The 21,153-nt window shown below is 67.7% G+C and carries 25 protein-coding genes; 11 read left to right on the top strand and 14 right to left on the bottom strand.

The features are described 5' to 3' along the window. Positions 1-143 precede the first annotated feature (143 nt). The 4 genes from ACGF7Y_RS10950 to ACGF7Y_RS10935 all read right to left on the bottom strand — a co-directional run bounded on the left by ACGF7Y_RS10950 (position 144) and on the right by ACGF7Y_RS10935 (position 3,182). A complete protein-coding gene (locus tag ACGF7Y_RS10950; protein ID WP_393231999.1) occupies positions 144-944 on the bottom strand; it encodes a hypothetical protein in 801 nt (266 codons plus the stop codon). A 99-nt stretch (positions 945-1,043) separates the two neighbouring features. After that, positions 1,044-1,571, bottom strand: a complete 528-nt coding sequence (locus ACGF7Y_RS10945) for a lipoprotein LpqH (RefSeq protein ID WP_063051964.1) — start codon at positions 1,569-1,571, stop codon at positions 1,044-1,046. Between the two features lie 520 nt (positions 1,572-2,091). Beyond that, the gene (locus ACGF7Y_RS10940) at positions 2,092-2,295 is read right to left on the bottom strand and encodes a DUF397 domain-containing protein (protein WP_393231996.1); all 204 of its coding nucleotides are present in this window, start codon (positions 2,293-2,295) and stop codon (positions 2,092-2,094) included. Continuing rightward, positions 2,292-3,182 (bottom strand): helix-turn-helix domain-containing protein, encoded by an 891-nt coding sequence (locus tag ACGF7Y_RS10935; protein WP_393231993.1) that lies wholly within the window; start codon positions 3,180-3,182, stop codon positions 2,292-2,294. Before ACGF7Y_RS10935 ends, ACGF7Y_RS10940 begins: the two co-directional genes overlap by 4 nt. A gap of 314 nt (positions 3,183-3,496) precedes the next feature. Here ACGF7Y_RS10935 and ACGF7Y_RS10930 point away from each other — a divergent pair, with 314 nt between their 5' ends. The 3 genes from ACGF7Y_RS10930 to ACGF7Y_RS10920 all read left to right on the top strand — a co-directional run bounded on the left by ACGF7Y_RS10930 (position 3,497) and on the right by ACGF7Y_RS10920 (position 4,940). Next, positions 3,497-3,934, top strand: coding sequence for a DNA-directed RNA polymerase subunit beta (locus ACGF7Y_RS10930; RefSeq protein ID WP_393231990.1), 438 nt, complete (start codon positions 3,497-3,499; stop codon positions 3,932-3,934). Positions 3,935-4,105: 171 nt separating this feature from the next. Then, on the top strand, positions 4,106-4,327 hold the full coding sequence (locus ACGF7Y_RS10925) for a hypothetical protein (RefSeq protein ID WP_393231988.1): 222 nt from the start codon (positions 4,106-4,108) through the stop codon (positions 4,325-4,327). A gap of 100 nt (positions 4,328-4,427) precedes the next feature. Beyond that, complete coding sequence (locus tag ACGF7Y_RS10920; RefSeq protein ID WP_393231986.1) at positions 4,428-4,940, top strand: hypothetical protein; 513 nt, start codon at positions 4,428-4,430, stop codon at positions 4,938-4,940. Between the two features lie 110 nt (positions 4,941-5,050). Here the strand turns inward: ACGF7Y_RS10920 and ACGF7Y_RS10915 are convergent, their stop codons facing one another. From ACGF7Y_RS10915 to ACGF7Y_RS10905, 3 genes are all read right to left on the bottom strand, one after another. Continuing rightward, positions 5,051-5,371 carry a helix-turn-helix domain-containing protein gene (locus ACGF7Y_RS10915; protein WP_393231983.1) on the bottom strand — a complete coding sequence of 107 codons (321 nt, stop codon included), beginning with the start codon at positions 5,369-5,371 and terminating at the stop codon, positions 5,051-5,053. Next, positions 5,361-5,729 (bottom strand): type II toxin-antitoxin system RelE/ParE family toxin, encoded by a 369-nt coding sequence (locus tag ACGF7Y_RS10910; protein WP_393231981.1) that lies wholly within the window; start codon positions 5,727-5,729, stop codon positions 5,361-5,363. Before ACGF7Y_RS10910 ends, ACGF7Y_RS10915 begins: the two co-directional genes overlap by 11 nt. 586 nt (positions 5,730-6,315) lie before the next feature. After that, positions 6,316-6,795: an ankyrin repeat domain-containing protein gene (locus tag ACGF7Y_RS10905; RefSeq protein WP_393231978.1), complete on the bottom strand. Its 480-nt coding sequence runs from the start codon at positions 6,793-6,795 to the stop codon at positions 6,316-6,318. Positions 6,796-6,953: 158 nt separating this feature from the next. Between ACGF7Y_RS10905 and ACGF7Y_RS10900 the strand changes: the two genes are divergently transcribed. After that, entirely contained in the window at positions 6,954-8,333 is a 1,380-nt protein-coding gene (locus ACGF7Y_RS10900; RefSeq protein WP_393231975.1) for a serine hydrolase domain-containing protein, read from the top strand. Positions 8,334-8,373: 40 nt separating this feature from the next. Then, entirely contained in the window at positions 8,374-9,105 is a 732-nt protein-coding gene (locus ACGF7Y_RS10895; RefSeq protein ID WP_393231972.1) for a MerR family transcriptional regulator, read from the top strand. 106 nt (positions 9,106-9,211) lie between these two features. Here the strand turns inward: ACGF7Y_RS10895 and ACGF7Y_RS10890 are convergent, their stop codons facing one another. After that, a complete protein-coding gene (locus ACGF7Y_RS10890; RefSeq protein WP_393231969.1) occupies positions 9,212-10,156 on the bottom strand; it encodes an NADP-dependent oxidoreductase in 945 nt (314 codons plus the stop codon). A gap of 118 nt (positions 10,157-10,274) precedes the next feature. Between ACGF7Y_RS10890 and ACGF7Y_RS10885 the strand changes: the two genes are divergently transcribed. Then, positions 10,275-10,772, top strand: coding sequence for a MarR family winged helix-turn-helix transcriptional regulator (locus ACGF7Y_RS10885; RefSeq protein ID WP_393231967.1), 498 nt, complete (start codon positions 10,275-10,277; stop codon positions 10,770-10,772). 43 nt (positions 10,773-10,815) lie between these two features. On the opposite strand, the gene ACGF7Y_RS10880 is transcribed toward ACGF7Y_RS10885, so the two are convergent. The 4 genes from ACGF7Y_RS10880 to ACGF7Y_RS10865 all read right to left on the bottom strand — a co-directional run bounded on the left by ACGF7Y_RS10880 (position 10,816) and on the right by ACGF7Y_RS10865 (position 13,979). After that, the gene (locus ACGF7Y_RS10880) at positions 10,816-11,622 is read right to left on the bottom strand and encodes a MerR family transcriptional regulator (RefSeq protein ID WP_393231964.1); all 807 of its coding nucleotides are present in this window, start codon (positions 11,620-11,622) and stop codon (positions 10,816-10,818) included. After that, positions 11,615-12,058, bottom strand: a complete 444-nt coding sequence (locus tag ACGF7Y_RS10875; RefSeq protein ID WP_393231961.1) for a VOC family protein — start codon at positions 12,056-12,058, stop codon at positions 11,615-11,617. Before ACGF7Y_RS10875 ends, ACGF7Y_RS10880 begins: the two co-directional genes overlap by 8 nt. 349 nt (positions 12,059-12,407) lie before the next feature. Beyond that, positions 12,408-13,139: an alpha/beta hydrolase gene (locus ACGF7Y_RS10870; protein ID WP_393231958.1), complete on the bottom strand. Its 732-nt coding sequence runs from the start codon at positions 13,137-13,139 to the stop codon at positions 12,408-12,410. Between the two features lie 234 nt (positions 13,140-13,373). After that, the gene (locus tag ACGF7Y_RS10865; RefSeq protein ID WP_393231955.1) at positions 13,374-13,979 is read right to left on the bottom strand and encodes a hypothetical protein; all 606 of its coding nucleotides are present in this window, start codon (positions 13,977-13,979) and stop codon (positions 13,374-13,376) included. A gap of 188 nt (positions 13,980-14,167) precedes the next feature. Here ACGF7Y_RS10865 and ACGF7Y_RS10860 point away from each other — a divergent pair, with 188 nt between their 5' ends. From ACGF7Y_RS10860 to ACGF7Y_RS10840, 5 genes are all read left to right on the top strand, one after another. After that, positions 14,168-15,517 carry a hypothetical protein gene (locus tag ACGF7Y_RS10860; RefSeq protein ID WP_393233132.1) on the top strand — a complete coding sequence of 450 codons (1,350 nt, stop codon included), beginning with the start codon at positions 14,168-14,170 and terminating at the stop codon, positions 15,515-15,517. Further along, on the top strand, positions 15,517-16,536 hold the full coding sequence (locus ACGF7Y_RS10855) for a hypothetical protein (protein ID WP_393231952.1): 1,020 nt from the start codon (positions 15,517-15,519) through the stop codon (positions 16,534-16,536). The genes ACGF7Y_RS10860 and ACGF7Y_RS10855 overlap by 1 nt, the downstream gene beginning before the upstream one ends. A 1-nt stretch (position 16,537) precedes the next feature. Further along, entirely contained in the window at positions 16,538-18,064 is a 1,527-nt protein-coding gene (locus ACGF7Y_RS10850; RefSeq protein WP_393231949.1) for a tetratricopeptide repeat protein, read from the top strand. Continuing rightward, the gene (locus ACGF7Y_RS10845) at positions 18,061-19,317 is read left to right on the top strand and encodes a CHAT domain-containing protein (protein WP_393231946.1); all 1,257 of its coding nucleotides are present in this window, start codon (positions 18,061-18,063) and stop codon (positions 19,315-19,317) included. Before ACGF7Y_RS10850 ends, ACGF7Y_RS10845 begins: the two co-directional genes overlap by 4 nt. A 219-nt stretch (positions 19,318-19,536) precedes the next feature. After that, positions 19,537-19,779, top strand: coding sequence for a hypothetical protein (locus ACGF7Y_RS10840; protein WP_393231944.1), 243 nt, complete (start codon positions 19,537-19,539; stop codon positions 19,777-19,779). 24 nt (positions 19,780-19,803) lie between these two features. Here the strand turns inward: ACGF7Y_RS10840 and ACGF7Y_RS10835 are convergent, their stop codons facing one another. Together ACGF7Y_RS10835 and ACGF7Y_RS10830 are read right to left on the bottom strand one after the other, a co-directional pair. Continuing rightward, positions 19,804-20,208 (bottom strand): nitroreductase family deazaflavin-dependent oxidoreductase, encoded by a 405-nt coding sequence (locus ACGF7Y_RS10835; protein WP_393231941.1) that lies wholly within the window; start codon positions 20,206-20,208, stop codon positions 19,804-19,806. A gap of 97 nt (positions 20,209-20,305) precedes the next feature. Beyond that, positions 20,306-21,145, bottom strand: coding sequence for an alpha/beta fold hydrolase (locus ACGF7Y_RS10830; protein WP_393231938.1), 840 nt, complete (start codon positions 21,143-21,145; stop codon positions 20,306-20,308). Positions 21,146-21,153: the final 8 nt, after the last annotated feature.

Here is a 21,153-nt window from a genome sequence, read left to right as displayed (position 1 = left end):
AACCCTGAAATTGCGCGACCGCCAAACCTGGGAACAACGAATGCCGCGCCGACTCGATGATCTCGAATCGACGCGGCATTCGTCTCCGCAAGCGGTTGCCTCGTTTTCGGCCGGCCCGGCGCGAAGTGCGTCCGGCTCGCCCATCAGGCGTTGACCGGCAGGGCGATGACGACCTCGCTCTCGTTCTCGGGCAAATAGTGCGCCCGCAGGATGCGGCCCACCTGCACTTGGGCGACGCTGGCGGGTGCGAGGAACTTCGTCACCCGGGTGGCGAAGCTCGACCCGTCCGGCCGGGTGACCACCAGGCCGAGCTCCACCTCGGAGTGCCCCTCGCGGATCGTGCCGGTGACCGACAGCGACTGCACCACCGCCTGGGTGGCGATGCCGCGCTCGGCGATGTCGAGCTTGTGCCGGGTGGTCATACCCTTGCGGATCAGGGACTCGTTCATGGCACGCTGCGCGGCGGACGCGTCGCCGGACAGGTCCACCTCGACCCGGTCCGTCCGGCCGGGCAGGTAGCGCACCGGCAGCACCACACCGGCGCGCAGCAGCGCCAGTTCGGTGAACGGCACGATCATCTTCGCGGAGGAATGGAAGGTCTTGCCGTCCGCGCCTTCGACACTGAACTCGACGTGGACCTGCGGTTGGTCGTTGACGGTGACGCCGGTCTGCCGCACCGAACGGACGGTGCCGAGGCCGGTGAGCCCGTCGCGGAACTCCGCGCTGTTGCGGCCGGTGAGCGCGCTCATGATGCCTTCGCCGGTGAACGCGAAGACCATGGGGACCAGGGTGAGCGCGATGATCGGCAGCGCCATCTCGAAGCCGAGCCAGCCCATTCCGGAGGGCTCCCATTCGCTGGTGGGGACGTAGGTGACGGCGTGGTAGACGTAGTAGCCGATCGCGGCGGCGGCGAGGGCGAGGGCGATCAGACGGATCTTCTTCATGACATTTCCTTCGAGTGTGGGAAGTTTCGGGATTCGCCGCGCCCCGTCATCCCGGCGGGTCGGCCGGAATGACGGGGGCGGATCGGGGGCATGCGGCGATCAGGCGCCGACGATGGACGAGCAGGCGAAGGTGATGTCGAACTTCGAGGTCTTCGGCGCGGCCAGCGGGTTGGTCAGGTCGGGGGCGCCCACGCCCTCGCCGGTGACCTTGTAGGTGTTGCCGTCCTTCACGACCGTGGCGGAGCCGCCCGGCATGCCGTTGCCGAAGCCCACCGCGTAGGGCAGACCGTTGTCGCCGCCCTTGCTGCCCGCGATCCCGACCGCCTGCACGGTGTTCGCGTCGGTGATGGTCGCGCTCACCGAGAGGTTGCCGTAGGCGGAGTTCTCGGTGTCGGTGAGCGCCAGCGCCAGGGTGCCGCCCTGCTTCGCGCAGGTCGTGGTGAACTTGGCGTCGAAGGCCTTACCGTCGACCGAAGCGACCGACTTACCCGCCGGGGCGGGCTGGGCCGAGGACGGCGCGGGCGCGGCGGGGGAGCTGCCCTTGCTGTCACCGCATCCGGTGAGCACCGCGACGGCGGCGGTGGCGGCGAAAGCGGCGGCGGCGATGCGGAGCGAAGTGGCGTTCATGGTCTGTGTCCTTGTCGTTCGAGGGGCGGGGCCCCTGGTCCTGTTCTCCGGCCCCGTGTGAAGCCGTTGAGTAAAAGGTAGGAACGATTCGCGCCCTACCGATCCCAGGTTTCCCGCATTTGCGCAGGTAGATGACCTGCGACTGCACCCGACGAATTCCGGGGAAACCGGATCTTCTCTCCGGAAACCCGCGCGACACGACCTACTCGTAGCCACGACCCTCGAAAGTCGAGGTTCCACTTGGCCGGTCAGGTGGTCGGCTACCGCGCGCGAAAGTCCACCCGCCGCCGACTACCACGACTTCGACGTAGCACTCGCTGCGGCAAGCCGTTGCTACAGCCGAATCCTCAGTTCGCTTCCCGCCGCTGATCACGAAGCGACATGGAGCCACGAACGAAACACCTGGAAATAACGACGGTCGGCACAGTCGAAACACCGCCACCTAGCGCTATCGCAACGAAAACGGCCCGGCCCCTGTCCCTTCGAGGACAGCGGGCCGGGCCGCAGTGATGGCTTAGTGCTACGGACGCTTGAACTCGCCGTCGTTCACGCCAGCGGTGAACGCGTCCCACTCGCCGGGGGTGAACACCAGCGCGGGGCCGCTCGGATTCTTCGAGTCACGCACGCCGACCATGCCCCCGTCGAGATGCGCTACTTCAACACAGTCGCCGCCGGACTGGCTGTGGCTACTCTTACGCCACTTTGCGCCGGACGAATCGGTCACGCGGCATGCTCCTCTGCGATCTTCTGCACCAGTCGCCTGGTGTCTTCCTCGCTCAACGCTACCTCCCGGAGAGCACTCACCGCTGCTCGGTGCTGTTCGATCACCGAGGCATCTTCCAGGAACAATGCACCGGTATAGCCTTCGACGAATACGACCGGCGGTTCCTGCATGCGACTTGACCGCAGGGGCGGGAACTCGAACATCGTGAAGGACTGAACGATCAGCCCTAGGTGCCCGCCCACTCCGAACGGCACAACTCGAATCGAGACGTTCGGCAAAGCACCGATTTGGAGGAGGTGGATCAACTGTTCGGAGATCACCGCTGGGCCGCCGACTTGGTGGCGAAGCACAGCCTCGGACAATAGAACCTCTAAGCGAAACTCTTGGTCCTCCGACAACCGTCGCTGACGACGTGCGGTCAGTTCAAGCCGCCGCTCGATCTCGATCGCAGACATGGCCGGATTAGTTGTCGATTCGATCCATCGTCGGTAGGCAGGCGTGTGCAGCAGGCCGGGCAGCAACGTCATCTGGCACGTGGTCATCCGATCGCAAGCCTGTTCCAGGCTCATGAAGTGATCGAAGTGCGAGTTCACGAGGTCGGCATACGCCCGCCACCAACCGCCTGCGGGGTCCCCCTTCGCGGCTTTGACTTCCTGGATCAGGCCGAGGAGTTCCGTTCGGGCAGCTTCGTCTGCCTCGTAGAAGTCCAGGAGATCACGAAATTGCGCCGTGCTGATCCTTGCTGGCCGTCCGTCCTCGACCCTGCCGATCGTCTGCTTGGAAACCTCGATCGCCAGTCCTGCTGCGAGCTGGCTCTTTCCGGCGTTGACGCGTAGGTCGCGCAGCAACCGACCGAGTGCGCGCCGCGGAAGGGTGGAACCTGGCATCTCTTTCGCCTCGCTATCTGGTTTGGCCCCTAGTGGACTGCGTCGTAGTGGACCTAGTCACGATGGACCGCACCTTAATAGATCGGCCCCCATTGGACATCCACCTTAATCGGTGGAATATCCGCAGTGGACGGTCCATTTGGACCAAATCTGATGTGTACTGGGAAGGCGCTCAGTAGGAGGTGGAGGAGTCCTCCGCACTCGGACATCGCAGGGGCACGGGGCTGGGCGCACACCTAACCGTCATTCGATGGGAGCAGAGGTCTTCGATGGACCAACTGGATGCGTTCGGGGACACACCACGGTCCCGGTGCATGTTCTATCGCAGGAGTTGCGGATTCAACGCCGTGATCGATCCGCCGGAACTAGGCCGGATCGTGATGCGCGCCGGATCGGTGTGGGCGGTGACGATGCCCAGCAGGTTGGGCCAGGCGGTGAAAGCGCACATGCAGTGCGGCGGCATCGCACTCGGACCCGTTGTCGGACATCCGCGTTCGGATCGGTGGACTTTTCTCGTCCGTCCCGACATCGAAGACGACGACGTCAAGCTGTTCGCTGAGATGTTCCGCAAGGACGTGAGCATCGCGCGGGAGGGAGCCGTCATCGCACTGCCCTCCCCCAGCCCGAACGGCTCCATTCGGCAGTGGGTTGTTCCGGCTCGCAACGCCTTCCTTCCGTCCGGCCTCGCTGTCGTCGACGCCGTGCGGGCATGGTCCGAACTCGCGCCGCCGGCTTCGCGCTATGCCAGGTAGCGCGATGGGCGACCCAACCGGTAGTAGCACCGGCCCGTGGCTGAGGTCATCCCGCTGCGACGGTGCGGAATTCGACGAGGACAACGCCGATGTGCCTACGGACAACGGGGTTCCTGACCTTGCGGCCGTCCTCGCGGCCGATTCGGACGGGTGGCCATCCGAGGTGGGCCGATGATGCCGGTGCTTGTCGCCTTCGGGGTCGTGTCGTGGCTGGCGATCTGTTTCTTCGTGAGTACGGCGATTCTCGAGTACCGCGTCACCTGTACGGAAAGGCGCTATCTGGAGCTGGCGGCGAACCGATCGCTTCCATCCGACGCCGATATCGAGCATCTGTGTGACCTCACCGAGCCGCGCCGCGATCCGTGGGTGCACGCGGAGCTGATTCCCGCGTAACCGCTGCCCCTCCACCCGAAGCGTGGCGGCAGAACGCATATAACTCCGAAGTTTCCGTCGCGGCTCCGCGCCGCCGTTCCCGTGGGAGGTGTTCGAACAAATGGCCGCCAACGGCGATGCCGAGGCCGACTCGAGCGGGCCGTGCTACGACACCACCGTCCTCGCCCGGACGCTTTCATGGTTGGACCACAACAACCCACACTGGCCGATGCAAAGCTACGAGGCCGCACGCACGGCCTACCACCACCACCAAGACTGCCCACCCATGACCTGCGCCACCTTCATAGCGGCGCTGTACAAAATCAGGAAATCGCAGTGCGCCGGGCCTGTGATCACGCAAGCCGCCCGCACGGAATCGGTCGTGCGGCGCAAACGCCAACCGGCCCTCGACCACACCGGAGAGCCGGTGTCACCGCACCCGGAGCAGCCGGACGTACACCTGGCGGTGGTGGTCGACGGACACCGGCTGCACTACGCCGCCTGCCTCACCTCCGCACTATGGTTCCTCCAGGAACAGCACCGGCGGCCCTTCGTCGACTCCGTGGAGGTAATCCCTGGCGACACGACCGGCCTACGCCGGTTGCCGAACGAGAGACTCTACGACGGGCCGTGAACGAGTAGCTCCACCCCGAGCCGCGCCGGGATTTCATCGCGCCGATCGGCCCGTGCGTCTTGACCACCCTTTCACCCTGCACGAGCAGACCTTCGTCGACTACGACGCGGTTATTGCAAAGCCAACGTGTCGCCATTGCCGAATTCAGCCACCACACGCAACTTTCCTCCGAGCGCACGAACATAGGCAGCCAGTGTGCCGATCTCGGTGTGTGACATGTCGCCGCGCTCGATATTGGACACCCGCGCTTGCGTCACACCCATCGCCTTGGCGATCTCACTCTGCGTGCGCGCCTGAGCCTTACGGACCTGTGCCAGCCGATAAGCTCGCTGCGCCCCTTCGATCTCTAGCTTTGCCTCTGCGACATGCGCCGGATTGATGAGTCCCTGCGCATGCACGTCAGTCTTCACGTCCTTCCAACTACGTGCCATCGTCCTCACTGTCCTTCATGTCGAGCCATCGTTGATAGCGCTTCTCGGCTAGCGGAATATTGTCTATGTACCACTGTTTCCACTGCCCGGCCTTGTCTCCTGCGACCAGCAGGATCGCCTGACGGTCGGGGTCGAAGGCAAACAGAATGCGTATATGGGTCGTCAACGGCCGAAGCTCTTTTAGGTGGTGCAGTTCCGACCCCTTGATCCGGTCCGCGAGCGGGCGACCGAGCAGGGGCCCCTCGTCAGCGAGCGTGTCGATGGCCGCCTCGACCCGAGCGGCCTGCTCGGCATCGGTGCGGGCCAAGGTGACGAACCACTCGTCGACCCGTCCGTCAGGATCACAGTCCACACGCATCGATTATATCCTCAGCGTTATACAACGACTACGTTGTTTCCCCGAACGTTGTAGGTGAACGATGACGAACGCCACATGTGGGAGTTCGCGGTAGGGCTCGGCCTGCCCAACGCGAATGGACACCGGCTGCCTCACCTCCGCACTATGGTCCTCCAGGAACAGCACCGGCGCCCCTTCGTCGACTCCGTGGAGGTAATCCCTGGCGACACGACCGGCCTACGCCGGTTGCCGAACGAGAGACTGTACGACGGGCCGTGAACCATCGGCGGGACCACAAGCGTCGCCGAGAGCAAACGGGTGGGTACACCCCAGCGCCACATCACCGGCGAGTCGAAAAGCGTCAGAAGGGACCCATTCAGTGTGACTCGCTGCGGACAGCTCACCGAGGCTGCGCCCCCCGCCCCGCCATTCTGTCGTGGCACACGCAGCTGTGACCGGCGGGACGTTCAGTGAAAGGGTCGGCGTCAGAGTTGGCGGATCGGCGTGGTGGAGATGCGGCCGTAGCCGATGAGCGCACCACCTCCGCCGATCATGTCGACGGCGTCACCGTCGAGGGTGAGCGGGCGGAGAAGCATCGATCCGCCGTTTACCGTTCGAGTAGCCGGAGTATCTCCGCTGTGCCTTCAGTGGGGCGCATCATGGCAAGCTCCTTGGGAGTCTTCCCGCTCCAGCGATCCGCCTGCGGCCCCGTGCGAACATCTACCCGCGCTCCGGCCTGTAAGAGTGCTTGGACACACTCGGGAGAACCGCAGACTGCTGCCGCGCACAGCGGCGGCCAGTCGGCCGGCAGATCCGGGTGCATGCCATGGTCGAGTAGGAGCCGCACCGTCTTGACATGGCCCTTGTGCGCGGCTTTTGAAAGGGCCATCGGATCCGCTTCGATACCCTGGGCCAGCAGGTAAGCGAGAATTTCGATTCTGCCCCATTCCGCGGCCCAACCGAAAAGAGACCCTCCCGGCGTAGTGACACTCGCCAGGTCGACGCCCGCTTCGTGGGCGCTTCGCACCTCGTCGGTGTCGGCGTGTATGACAGCCATGACGAGATCGAAATCTTCTGCACCGGCCACTGCATCAGCATGCCCTGGCCCAACCTTCATGGCCACCTCACACATTCAGATAGTCGAACGACTGGCAGGCGCTGGCCGGTGCGAAGACTCGGGCTTCCGAGAACTCGGCGTCGGGCCGGCTTGACCTTGCCCCAGGGGCAGGGTTCGAGCATGGGGGCATGAACGAGACAACACAGGAACTGTCGGAATTCGTAGCGGCCACGGCTGAGAAGCTCGGTGTACCGGGTGTGGCCGTCGGGGTGTTGGCCGGTGGTCGAGAAGATTTCGCATGCCATGGGGTGACGAGCGTGGACAATCCGCTTCCGGTGGACCGCGACACGATGTTCGTGGTCGGATCCGTGAGCAAGACCTTCACCGCTACGGCGATCATGCGGCTGGTCGCCGAGGGGCGGGTGGAGCTGGACGCGCCGGTGCGGCGGTATGTCCCGGAATTCGTCCCCATGGATGCGGCGGCGGACGAGATCACCGTGTTGCGGCTGCTCAACCATACGGCGGGGCTGGAGTGGAAGCTCCGCGTCGACCCCGGTGAAGGAGACGACGCCTTGGCGCGGCACGCGGTGACACTCGCCGAATCGCCGCTGATCGCGCCACCGGGAATGCGGGCGTCCTACAGCCAGGCGGGATTCAATCTGGCCGGCCGGATCATCGAGAATGTCACCGGATCGACCTTCGAAGGGGCCGTCGCGTCGCTGTTGTTCGAACCGCTCGGACTGGCTCACAGCCGCTACGCGGTCAACGACGTCATGACGCGGCGGTTCGCGGTGGGACACAACGTCGATGCCAACGGTGTGCTCGCGGTTGCCCGGCAGTGGAAGGACAACCGCTCCAACAACCCCGGCGGCGGCGTGGCGACGTCGGTGAGTGACCTGCTGCGCTGGGCGCGCTTCCATCTCGGCGACGGCCGGATCGATGGCGGTGCACGCCTCCTGCCCACCGAACTGCTGCACCGGATGCGGCAGCCGACGGTGGAACTGCGCGGGAGCACATTGGGTGACGCCTTCGGCATCTGTTGGTTCCTGCGCGAGGTGGACGGTGTCGCGACCATCGGACACGGCGGATCGGGCAATGGCCAGTTCGCGGACCTGCTCATCGTGCCGGAGCGGAATTTCGCCGTCGCCGTGACGTCGAACGCGGGCCCGGACGCCGGCCTCGCGTTCAACCGTGCTGTAGTGAATCGGGTGCTGGAGCACTACCTCGGCGTGGTCGAACGTGACCCGGAACCGATGCCCTACGACGGGGCGCGGGCAGCGGAGATCGTCGGGTATTACGAGAACGAGATGATGCGGCTCACCCTCGATACGGACGGGGCCGGGATGACGATCGGATGCGCGATCAAACCGGAGATCCGGGCCGCCGGAGACACCGAACTGCCACCCGACCTGCCACCGGCTACCCTCGGCCTGCTGCCCGGTGAGGCGGACGAATACATCGTCACCGAGGGCGGTCTGCAAGGACAACGCGGGTTCTTCACCCGTGACGAATCCGGCGCCGTGACCGGGATCGACCTCGCCGGTCGCTTGTTCGCCCGGGTGCGATAACGGCCACGGGTGTATGACAGATCACCGAAAGGAGACGCGCATGATCACGATCGGACAACTCGCACGGTATGCGGGCGTGACGATCAAGGCCGTGCGCGTCTACCACGAGCGCGGTCTGCTCCCCGAAGCGGCGCGCGACTCCTCCGGCTATCGCCGCTACCGCGCCGAAGATGCCATCGAGCTGGTCAAGATCAAGACACTGGCGCAGGCAGGTGTGCCCTTGGCGCGTGTCAAGGAATTGCTCACCGCGAACTCCGACGAGTTCGCGGCAGCGATCGCCCAGATCGACCGCACACTCGCCGAACGCGCCGAGGAGATCCGCCGGACCCGCGAGCAGATCGCCGAATTGAGCTCCGGCGACCGCCTGTTCGTGTCCACTGAGGTCGCCGAGTACCTCGACCGCCTGCAGCGACTCGGGATGAGCGACCGGGCAGTCCGGATGGAACGCGACATCTGGATTCTGATGCGATCGGTCGCCCCGGAACAGGCGTCGGCCTGGGCCACCGACAAGCTCGACGCCATCGACGACCCCCAATTCCAGGCGATCTACCTCGACTACGACGCGGCATTCGACTGGTCTCCCGACGACCCGCGCCTGGTGGACCTCGCCGACCGCACCCGACGGTGGTTGACCGGCAGACGCACCGGAGCGGGCCGGACAACCCCGACACTGGATCGGAAGTTGATCCGCCTGGTGATCGAATCAGTCGGAATCACCTCGCCCGCCTGGGAGCGACTGGCGCAGATCGCACAGAAGGCGACCATCGGGTAATACTCTCGTTTCCACACCGGATCCCGCCCTGATATCCGTCAATCGCCGATCCGGATTGTGGTCGGGCGCTCAATCCTGTGTTGTCGTCGCCTGCCGGACGGGTGGGTCAGGCGGTGGCAGGCAGGACGATGACCTTGCCCGACAGAGCCCCCGCGGCCGCCCGGGCATGGACCGACGCCAGGTCTGTCAGCGGAACACGCTCGGTGACGTCGACGATCAGCTCGCCACGATTTACCCGCGCAACCAATTCCGACAGTTGCTTCGCGTCGCTGCGGACGAAGACGTCGATGGCGCGCACGCCGCGTTCCTCGTCGGCCGGAGCGGGCATCCACACGGTGGTGCTGACCACGACGCCGCCGTCGCGGACCAGGCCGGCCAGCGCCGTGAACTCGGCAGGGCTGATCGGCGCGAGGTTGAGCAGGATGTCTACCGGCTCGGTCACCGCGGTGGTCACCTCGGTGCTGGTGTGGTCGATGACCTCATCGGCGCCCGCTGCCTTGACGCGCTCGCCACTGCGGGGGCTGCCGGTCGCGATCACATAGGCGCCGGCGGTTTTCGCTAGCTGTACCGCGTAACCGCCCACAGCTCCGCCGGCGCCGCTGATCAGGATCCGCTGCCCGGCCTTCAGCTCGGCGTGGTCGAACAGAGCCTGCCACGCGGTGAGACCGACTACGGGCAGCGCGGCCGCGTCAGCGAGCGGGATGCTCGTCGGCGCCGCCGCCAGGCTCTCCGCGGGCGCGAGGACGTACTCCGCCGAAGCACCGTCATCGACGAACGGCAGGAAGCCGACGACCTGGTCACCGATCCCGAGGCCGTTGACGCCCTCGCCGAGTGCGTCGATGGTTCCCGCGACGTCCAGGCCGGGGGTATGCGGCAAGGTCAGCGGCATCGGGCCCTGCATGAAACCTGCGCGGATGTTGCCGTCGACGCCGTTGAACGTCGTCGCGGCGACGCGCACTCGCACCTGTCCGGTACCGGGGACGGGCTCGTCGACGTCCTCGTAGCGAAGGACATCGGGGGCGCCGTACTCGTGGAATCGAACCGTCTTCATCGTGGTGCCTCACTCTCGATGGACATATGCTTCGAACTCGAAGCACATGGCCAACGTAGCAGTGCTTTGAACTCGAAGCAAGAGCTTCGAATATGAAGCAAGTGGTAAAGTTCGCGCCATGCCTGACACACCGCGGCCCCTGGACGCCGTCCAACTGAGCGCGTACTTCGCCCTCATGGAGGTGGCGGGCCTGCTCCGGCACGCGGTCGAGCAGCAGCTGCGCGAAGCCGGCGATCTGAGCTACGTGCAGTTCCAGCTTTTGGCGCGTCTCGGCCTCGACTCGCCGACCGGCAGTGAACGCATGACCGACCTGGCCGACGGCGTCGTCTACAGCCGCAGCGGGTTGACCTATCAGGCAGGCCTGCTCGAAAAGGCGGGCCTGGTCACGCGGACACCCTCCGCGGATGACGAGCGGGGCGTCACGGTCACGATCACCGATGCCGGGCGGGCGCTGCTCGCGAAGGTGCTTCCCGGCCATACCGAGGTCCTCAGCCAGCAGCTCTTCGCGCCACTATCGGGCAAGGACACCAAGGCTCTGGCCGACCTGCTGTCGCCGGTGCGCGACCACATGCGTTCGGCGCCACCCCGTTCGGCAGCGCCACGCCGGAGGCGATAAGGGCATCGGAAGCCCGCACGCATGCGCGCTTCCTCACCCCGCTCTACTGCCAAGTCGCGGTATCTGGGTCGATGCTGTGGGCGCGAGCGCCGGCATCGATGATTCGACGCAACCACGTGGCAAGGCCGGTGCGGATGCCGTCGTAGTGGGCGGCGAATCCCGGGTCGGCCTCGAACATCCGGCCGAGACAGACCTGCATCTGCCTGGTGAGGGGAAAGTACGAGGAAGCGAAAACTTCGCGGTGCCGCTCGACGAGTCGATTCGCTTCTGGGCTACCGGGTGTGACGCCTGCGTCCATCGCGTCCTTGAAGGCGCGGTCGAGGTCGGCGATGGCGTCGGCGATGGCCTGCCATTCCTCCGGACCGCGAGAGGCCGAGCGTTCGGCGTACTGCTGCCATTGCTCCGTGTCCCCGTAGCGCTGACGGGCTTGGGCGGGCCAGTCCGGGTTCCACTGGGGGCCGAAGATCGCGGCCTGCTGCTCGACGGTCAGCAGCAGGCCGCGTTCGTGGACGTCGATCATCTGATCCAGACCGGCGCTGAGTTGCTGGAGGCGGTCGATCCGTTCGGCGACCTGGGTGCGCTGCGCGCGCAGTGCGCCGGGCACGTCTGCGGCTGAGCCGTCCAAGATGGCCCCGATACCGTCCAGGCCGAGACCGAGCTCACGGTAGACGACGATGCGGTTCAGGCGTTCCAGATCACCAGCGGTGTAGAGCCGGTATCCGGCAACCGTGCGCAGCGACGGTCGCGCCAGACCGATCTCATCCCAGTGGTGCAGCGCGCGGACTGTCACGCCCAGACACTTCGAAACCTGACCGACGGTCAGGCCATCGGCGTCAGTGACATCAGGCATGCTCATCATTGTCGCCACGGCCGACGCCCGGTGGGGTGATCCCGACGGCCGCGAGGTTACGCGCCTCCGCACTGGCCGGATCGAAGGGCTTCGCCGCGGTGAAAACGATCCGTGCGTTCTCGGGGGTGATCACCTCCACATCACGGGTGTTCCAGGGGGTATCCCGTGGGCCATCGACCGAGTTCGGGCGCAACGCGCGACAGGCCTCGACAAGGGAATCGACCTGGCTGAGCACGCACGCGAAACTGAAGCTCACCGCCGGCGTCTGCTCCGGAACGCTCGCCGCCGGGACGAGGAGTACGTCCTGAAACGCCCACCGGCGCAGATGCACAACCCTGCCGGGAATGCTGAACAGCTCGAAGAACCCGAGCCCACGAATCCAGAAATCCACCGACGCCGCCAAATCGTTCGTGGGGATCGTCACGAACGCGGGCATTCCATAGATGCCACGGAACGGCTCCGGCGCAACCGCATCCGGCCCGGGAGCGGGCACGGGACTCATCTCGAACGCGTTGTAGTAGTCACTCATGCACCCCACCCTCCAGCCTCACGCGGCGTGAGGGTCAAGGCTGGTTCCTCCGGGCGCTGTCCGAGGCGCGCGGCGACGACGCCCGCGGCGCTGATGGCCGAGCGCCGCCCCGACCGGCCGGTACCGCCGATGGCCGGTTCGAGGCGGGTGGTGCATCTGCCGATCACCGCCACCGAGCAGGGCCGGGGCCCGTCCTCGATGAGCGGCGTCCTGGCCGGCAGCTCCTATCGTCTGCTGCCTGGCCGACGGCCCGGCTTTACTTCAGATGCCGGACGAAGAACCGGTTTCCCTCCTCCCCCGCGAATCGCGGGACGCCGGTGTGCCCGCCCATATTGGCGTGCAGCGTCTTCTCCTTGGAGCCGAAGGCGTCGAACAGGTCCAGGGCCATCTGCCGGTCGTTTCCTTCATCGTCCCATTGCAGCAGGACATGCAGCGGAATGGTGACCTGCCGGGCCTCCTCGAAGATGGCGCGGGGCACGTAACTCCCGGCGAACAGAAGGGCGGCCGAGATACGCGGCTCGACCACCGCCAACCGGACGCCGATGGAGATCACCCCTCCCGAGTACCCGACCGGTCCGCCGATCTCGGGCAGTGAAAGGAGGGCGTCCAGGGCGGCCCGCCATTCCGGGACCGCCTTTTCGACCAGCGGCAGGACGAGCCGGTCGACGATCTCGTCATCGACCGGCTCGCCGGCCGTCACCGCCCGGCGCAGGTCGGCGCGGGCCTGTTCGGCGGCGGCCGAACGGGGCCGGTCACCGCTGCCGGGGAGCTCGATGGTGGCCGCGGCGAAGCCCTCCGCGGCGGAGTGCCGAGCCCGGCCCACCAGGCGGGGGTACATCTGGCGTAGTCCGCCGGGGTGGCCGATCAGGATCAGAGGGGCCGGTGCGGAAGCGGATCCGGGCGTCCACAGGATGCCGGGGATCTCGCCGAGGGTGAATTCGCGTTCGAGGACGCCGTCGTCGAAGCGCTGTTCGGAAGTGAATTGCATGGTCGTGCCTTTCGGGAGTGCTCTCGAGCGGCGCTCCCGGACGACCTATCGCCCGACCGTGACCCCAGAGGGGAGCACCCATGTAGATACTGCGTTCACGGGTACCACCTCCTCGTTCTCTGGCACGGCTTCCGGAAAGGTAGCAGCGGTCGCCGTGGTCCGCCAACAGGTTTTTCCGAAGGCTCAGTGGGCGGGCGACTTCCCGAGGCTGCGCACCGAGACGTGCCCGCTATCTCACCTGCCCTGGTTGGCGACGAACGCCTGTACGGCGTCGAGGAACTCCGGGCCGCCCATGGCGTAGCCGCCGACGGTCGCACCGATCAGCGCACCCACGGGGATGCTGACGCCCCATATCAGGATCACACACGCCCCGAGGAGGCCGCCCACGATGGCGCCGGTGACGACGCCGGGCAGGTTCTTGTTGATCTGCTCCTTCAGCCGGTCGTAGGAGCTGATGTCCTTCAGCTGCGCGACATCTTCGGCGGCCGGGGTCAGCGTCAGGGTGCGGCCGTCCGCACCGATGTGCTGGGCAGCCGCGATCGAACGGCCGTCCACGGCGAACCGTTGCGGCACTTCGGTCACCACCGCTCCGTCGCCGGACTCGAGCACGACCGCACCGTTCTGCGCGAGCTCGAACTTGCCGTTCTCGACGGTGGCGGTAACGACTCTGTCGAGTGGCGAAACGGTGATCTGGTAGTCGATCCCGTGATCGACACCGGAGGTCGTGACCTCCGCGGTCGGCCGCTCCGTCACAGCCGGCTCCGCATGGGCGGTCGCCGCGGTGATACCCGAGGCCGAGACGGCCAGGAAAACGGCAGCGGTGATTTTCTCGAACTTCATCTTCGAATCCCTCCACTCAGCTGCCCCTGATGGGCGGACCGAGTCAGACCTTAGGCGTCGAATTCGACGGCGTGTGGTACGCCACACACAGTTCGAAGTAACTGCACTCCGGTTTTCATGCGCGGGCCGTGAACACGCCGGGACGAAGTCGCGGCAAATACACTGCTCGCATGCGACGACCGCGCGCCATGGTGCTCGACGAGGTGTGGCGCAGGCTCGATGGGGTCGAACCGCTCAGCGGTCCGCACGGGGGTCCGCTACGCCGGACGGTGAAGCTTGTGCTCGACCCGTTGGTGATCCGGCCCGTGCAGCATCCGTCGTGCGCGGGGCCGATCCTGACGGCCGACGGAGCGGTGCTGCTGGAGGCGCGCATTCAGGCGGCGGCCGATGCGCTGCGCGCCACGGCGGCGTGGTTCACGGTGCTCAAGCAGGTGCGGCGGACGCTGCGGATCACCGAGGGGCACCCGCAGGATCTGTACTTCCAGCGCTGTTTCGAGCTGGCGACCACCGCGGGCATGCCGGATCCGGCACGGGCGCGCGCGGTCGCCGAGGACACACTGCGCGAGATCCACGAGTACACCGCGGGACGCACCACGCAGGCGCTGAAGGAGTACCTCACCGACCACACCCGGGAACGGGAGCTGGCCGGGCTGCTCGAGCTGGCCTGGCGGCGGCGTCCGCTCACCGGCCCGGCGGGCGGTGACCACGACGCGGAGGTGGACGAGCTGCTGGAAGCCTGTGCGGCGGCACGCCTCGGCGAAGACGCCGACGGGCAGCGGACCCTGGAGCGGCTGGTCGCGGCCCATGCCGGTACGCACACGGGAATCCGGCTGTGGCAGGACGCGTCCGCTCAGGAACTGGGACTGACCGCGCATCCGGTGCCGCTGCGCCCCGCGATCGGCGCTTCGGCCTCGAAATCGACCCTGGGGCGTCCGTTCGATCGCACCGTGTACGAGCGGGTGTTCACCGTGTTGCAAGCGTCCACCGAACGCGCGGAGCTGCCGCCGATCCCCGAGCTGGTCGACGCCGAGATCGCCCGGAGTTGCGCACCGTGGGCGCTGCTGGACGAGTCGCTGCGCGTGGCGGCGACGGCGGGAACCGCGCTGGCGACCGGATTGGCGCCCATCGAGCACCGCCGCGAACCGTCGACGGGCCGACCGCGTCTACGTCTGGCCGAAACAGCGCCGGAGACAACGCGATCCACGGCGCATCAGGTGGTCAACAGCCGCTGGCAGCGCGAAGCGTATGTGTTGCAGGCTCGGCGGCTGGTGGTGTCCGCCGAGGCCCCTACCGGCCCGTTGGCCGCCATCGCCGCCGAACTGATCACGCCGTGGCAGCCTTACCTGCGACGATTGTGGGTCCGCCTGCACGGCAGGGATGTTCGGGAGTTCCCGATCCACGAGCCGGACGAGCTGTGGGATCTGCTCGACGGTGTGGCGCGTTCGGTCATCCTGGACCATCGCACGCGGGTCAAGCGGGCGCTGAGTGTGCGGGTGAACGCGGGTGAGCCGGACGCGGCGGAATCGAAGGCGAGCTGATGAGCACCACCGTACGCATCCGCCGCCGCGACGACCTGTGGATCATCGCGCCGGACGACGCCCCGACCGTCGTGGACGACCGGGCCGGGGTGGACGTGCTCGTGCTCGAGGTGGCGGGCGGGCACCTGACCTGGAGCCTGCTCAGCGGGCAGGTGACCCCGGCGGCGGTCCTCGACGACCTCGACCTCGCGCAGGAGTGGATCTGGGCGGTGTACGGCCCGGAGGTGTCCCTCGCCCTCGCGGAAACCGGCGGCGGAGGGGAATACCCGGCCGAGCCCGCGCTGCCGGACCTCGCCGCGCGCGCCTGGCGGCTCGGCTACGCGCGCTGGGCGGCACGCTGGTGGCCCGCGTCGATCCTGGATGGCATCGCCCCCCTGGACGAGGTCCTGCTCGAGGACGAGATAACCGCTCTGAGCGAGGAATGCGACCTGATCGTCGACGAAGCCGACGCGGTCACCGAACAGCGCACGGCAACCGTGGCGCTCGGCCGCGCGGAGGACTACGCGCTGGCCGCCGGGCCGGCCGCGACCGTCGCGCCCGGCGCGCTCGTCTTGGCCAGGGGCACCGCGGGGTGGGACTGGCAACGCTGCCCACCAGGCCTGCTCGACGCTTCCGAACGCGCCGTGTCCTGGGAAGTGGTGCGCGAGCCCGGGACCACGATCGTGCGAGTGAGCGCGGTCGCCGCCCCGCTCTCCCCGGCGGACGTGCCTGCGCACCTGCATCCCCGCGCCGGGATTCGCACCGCGACCGACGCCGCCGACGTCCCGCTGCTGCGCGAGGGCGACCTGTGGCGGGCCGAGACCACAGCCCCGGCCGGTGCGGAAGCGGGCGTGACCGTACAGGTCTACGTTCCCGGCGTCGGCGTGGACGAACAGGAGCCGGACGCGGCGACCCGACGCGCGCGGATTCGCGACCTGGTCACGGCGCGGCTGCACCGCGCGGACAACGCGTCCGGCAATCCCGCCGATTCGCTCTTGCTGGCGGAAATCGCGGCCGCCGCATCGGATTCGGACTTCTGACATGACCGAGCAGACTCCCGACGACGGCCGCGAACTGCTCGCCGCGGGCGCGGCGGCGTACACCCGTGGGGACCCGGCCGAGGCCAAGCGCCTCTTCGAGGACGCCGCCGAACGAACCACCGGCGACATCCGGCTCGGCGCGATCATCAACGCCGCGAGCATGGCCGACGAACTCGGCGACCACGCCGCCTCGCTCGCCCTGTACCGTTCGGCGCTGGCCGAGATGCCAGAGCACGCACCGCGATTGCGCCCGAATGCCCTGGTCAACATGTCGCAGGCGCTACAGCATCTCGGCGAGCTGGACGCGGCGCAGGCGGCGCTGGAGCAGGCGCGGGCCTTGCTCGCCGACAACACCGACACCGACCTGGGTGTACTGCGCGTGGCCTGCCTGCTCTCCCTGACCGCCGTCGCTCTGCACCGGCAGAACTGGGCCTACGCCGCCGAACTGGCCACCGAATCGCTGGAGGCGGCACGGCGTTTCGCACCGCAGCTGGCCGGCCACCCGCTGATGAATCTCGCCGCCACCTACTTCGAGACCGGCCGCCGCGACTTGGCCGTCGATTTCGCGCGGCAGGCGCTCGCCGCGTTCGAGTCGGCGGGTGATCGCAACGCGGTCGCCGAGACCGAACAGAACCTCGCCACCATGCTCGTCCGCGTCGAGCGGTACGACGAGGCGGAAGCGCCGCTGCGATCCAGCCAGGAATATTTCGAGCAGACCGGGCTCGGGCACCGAGCCGGGATCGGCCTCAAGACCATGGGATTTCTCGCCGAGGGCCGCGGTGACCTGGCGAGCGCGCGGGAGTTCTACGAGCGGAGCCTGGCGTACTTCGTCGCGTCCGAAGCCGTGCTCGACGCCGCGGACGTGCGTATCCGCTCGGCCACCGTGGCGTTCCGGTCCGGGCGGGTCGGCGAGTGCGAGGAACTGCTCGCCACGGCGTTCGCGATCTATGCCGAGCGCGGCCTCGGCCTGCACTGCGCCCAGCTCGATTTCTGGCACGCGACGCTCTTGGAAGGCGCGATCGCCGCGACCGAATCGCCGCAGGCGGAGATGCTCTCGCGTGCCGTCGGAATCGCCGTTCCCGCCGCACTGGCCATCGACGCCGTACGCCACACCTTGCCGAACGGCACGCAGCGCGAGCAATGGAACCGGCGGATCGCCGACCCGGCGATGCGGTTGGCGTTCCGCTTCGCCTACCTTTCCGGCAATGGTGTCCTCGTCGCCGACCTGGTCGAAACACAGTGCGCGGGGACGACGTTGGCGCTCGATCGGGCCGAGCGGGAAGCTCCCACCAGGCTTCCGCTCGAATTGCTCGATCCGCCGGAGGATTTCACCGATCATCCCGGCAGCGCCGCCCTGCAACTGGGCGCCGCCCTGGCCGACGTCGCGGCCGGAGCGGGCCTGCCGGTCGCGCCGCCGCCGCGCCTGGCACTGGCCGCCGAAGGAAGGATCGCACTCGCGCCGTTCATCGCCGCCGCCGAGCAGCGCTATGGCCGGGTGATCCGCGACGATCGGGTGCTCACGGTATGACGCGACCGACGGTGCTCGTCCGGATGGCGGACGCGGGAGACATCTACGTGTCGTGGCGGTGGGTCGATGACAGCGCACCCCGTGGCGCGGGGGTGCTTCCGGAAGACGCGGCGATGCGAGCGGTCGGACTGCTGGCCGACGCGCTGCCCCGGCCCGCCGAACCCGGCGGTCTCGAGCAGGCCCTCACCACCGGCGCGTTCGCCGACTACGAGCGGGAATACGCCGTGGCACAGGCGCTCTCTCGCGCACTGCTGCCCTACGGCCTGGCCGCGCAACTCTACGAGCTGTGGCAGCGCGGCGTGCGCCCGCATATCCGGCTGCAACCCTCACCACGGGTCGCCCAGGTGCCGTGGGAACTCATCGCGCCGGACCGCGACGTCCGGCTGATCGACATCGCCGACGTCAGCCTGCTCGCCCCGGCGAGCGTCGTGCAGGCGCCCGGGCGGATCGCACGCGCCTGGACCGAGACCGCCGCGCATCCGATCGTCGCGGTGCTGGACCCGCGCATCCCCGGCTTCCGCGCCGATTCGACGCTCGGTTCGGTGCTGGGGCGGATGACCCCCGAAGCTCCGCTCGCGCGGCGGATGGCGCGCTACCTCGCGGAGGACCGATTGCGGCCCGAGGTACCGGGCCCGGTGGACGCTTTCCGGCGCACCGACGTCGATCGTGACTGGCTCGGCGCCGCCCTGCGCGCCGGCGCGAGCCGCTTGATCTACGTCGGGCATGTCACCGCCGCCGCGCCCGAATCCGGCCGCAGCGAGGACGCCGAATTGCACCTCGCCTGCACCGCCGATGCCGTCGGCTTCGCCGAACCATCGCGCACGCACCGGCCGCTCTCGGCCAAGGACCTTCTGCTCGGCACGCACACCGTCCATCCGGATCCCGTTGCCGGACCGCAGCTGTGGCCGATGCCGAGCCGGGTCGCGCTGATCGCCTGTGAGAGCGGCGGCGACCTGCGGTTCAGCGAGGCGCTCGGCTTGACCGCCGCGATGATCACCGGCGGCGCGGAACTGGTCACCGCGAGCCGGTGGCCGCTGCCCACCGATTTCGCCTTCCAGCGCGTCGCGGGCGCGCCGGCGCAAGCCCTCCCGCTCCAGGAGGCCATCTGCGCCATCGACGAGGCGCACGAACAACCCGACCCGGTGACCGCCCTCGCCGCGTGGCAGCGCGACCGCTCGACCGCTTGGCGCGATACCGGCCGGATCGAGCATTCCCCGGTGCTCTGGGCAGCCTTCGCTACCGTGTGCGCCTGATTCGGGCAAACCATGCCCACCGGTCTCCATATACCGGTCTACGTGCGGCGATGCCGTGAGATTCGAACGAAAACGGGTAACGCTACTCCTGCGCAAACCGACACTCAGCGTCGAACGTGTGGATAAGCTTCAACGCCGTCAGCCATCACGATTCCTGATCAGGAGAAGTCGCAACACCAGTCGGATGACCGCCTCGACCGGCCTCTGAGGAGCCCATCAATGCGCTACTACGCCGTCTACGACAACGACGGGAACATCGCCACCATCCTCGGACAACCCGACGACGCACCGCCGCTGCGCCCCGCCGCCTTCCATCGGGGACAACGGCTCACCGAACTGGCCCTACCGGAGGGCGTCATCGATCCCGCCGACCCGGACAACCTGACCGCTCTGCTCGACCTGGTCGCGGCCCGTCGAGCCGATGCGACGTCTTCCCATGCCAACGCGTCTGCCCATCGCTGAGCGGCACAGCGCTTCGCCGCGTCGTCACATCCGCGTGAGTGCGACCACGGGGATGACCCGGGACGTGCCCATTTCGTGTTCGGCGAAGAACGGATAGGTGTTCTTCAGCATCGCCCAGGTGCGCGCGCGGTCGTCACCGGTCAGCGGGGTGGCCAGCGCCGCATAGCTCTCCTGGCCCACCTCGACGGTGACGTGCGGGTCTTTCCGCAGATTGGAATACCAGTCGGGATGCTTCGGCGCACCGACATTGGACGCGACGATCAGCAGGCGGTCACCGTCGCGGTGGTACATCAACGGGGTGGTGTACGGGGCGCCGGTCCTGCGGCCGATGGTGGTCAGCAAGATCAGACGGTCGCGCTGCATGCCGTCGATCTCGCCGCCGGCTCGGAACGCAGCGATGGTTCGCCGATTGATTTCCTTGACGTCCACGGTTCACCTCCCTTGATTGTGGTCGACGAACTCAGCTTTCCGTCTGGTCGCGCGCCCTGTCCGGGAAATGCCGGGATCGACCGCGTCCCCGGCGCATTCAGGCGCGATGGGCGAGCAGGTGCTGGATCAGCAGCCGGGTCAGCGCTTCGGGCGCCTCCTCCGGAATCCAGTGCGAGACATCCTCGAGCATCTCGAATCGGTACGGGCCGGAAACGTATTTCCGGGTGGCCAGCGCCGCCGTGGACCCGATGGTGGCATCCTCGGTGCCCCACACGTACAGGGTGGGCACGCTCGCCGGGCCGATCGGACCCGACTGATCCATGGCGCGATACCAGTTCAGCGCCGCGGTGAGCGCGCCCGGCTGCGCCAGCCTGCGCACGTAGTCCTCCACCCGTTCCTCCGGGATCTTCCACTCGAAGATCCGGCGCAGTGCGGCGCAGTCGTCGGCGAGCAAGCTCCGCTCCGCGGTACGCGGCTGTCGCAGCGTGGTCAGGTGATGCGACCGCTGCGCTTGGTCCTCGTCTTCGGCCATCGCCTGCTGGAGCGCCGCGGGATGCGGCTGCGACACCGCGCTGAACGTGCGAACCCGCTGCGGCAGCTCCGCCGCCACCGCCCACCCGACCAGCGCGCCGCAGTCGTGCCCGATCAGGTCGAACCGCTCCCAACCGAGCGCGTCGGCGATGGCCACCACGTCGCCGACCAATTCCGCGAGCCGGTATTCGGCGGCTCGCTCCGGCCGCACACCCGGGGAATATCCGCGCTGGTCGGGCGCCGCGGCGTGGCACCCGCCCCCGCCCAGCACCCCGAGTTGGAACTCCCACTCACGCGCGCCCTGCGGAAATCCGTGCAGCAGCAGCACCTCCCGGTCGCCGGGAGAGCCGGCGGCCAGTACGTCGAAGGTTCCCGCTCCGGTGCGAATCTCGCGTTCTTCGATCACCTGCCCGA

Source organism: Nocardia sp. NPDC047654, from assembly GCF_043205035.1.
Classification (GTDB): Bacteria; Actinomycetota; Actinomycetes; order Mycobacteriales; family Mycobacteriaceae; genus Nocardia.
This window is presented reverse-complemented; position numbering and strand designations above follow the sequence as displayed.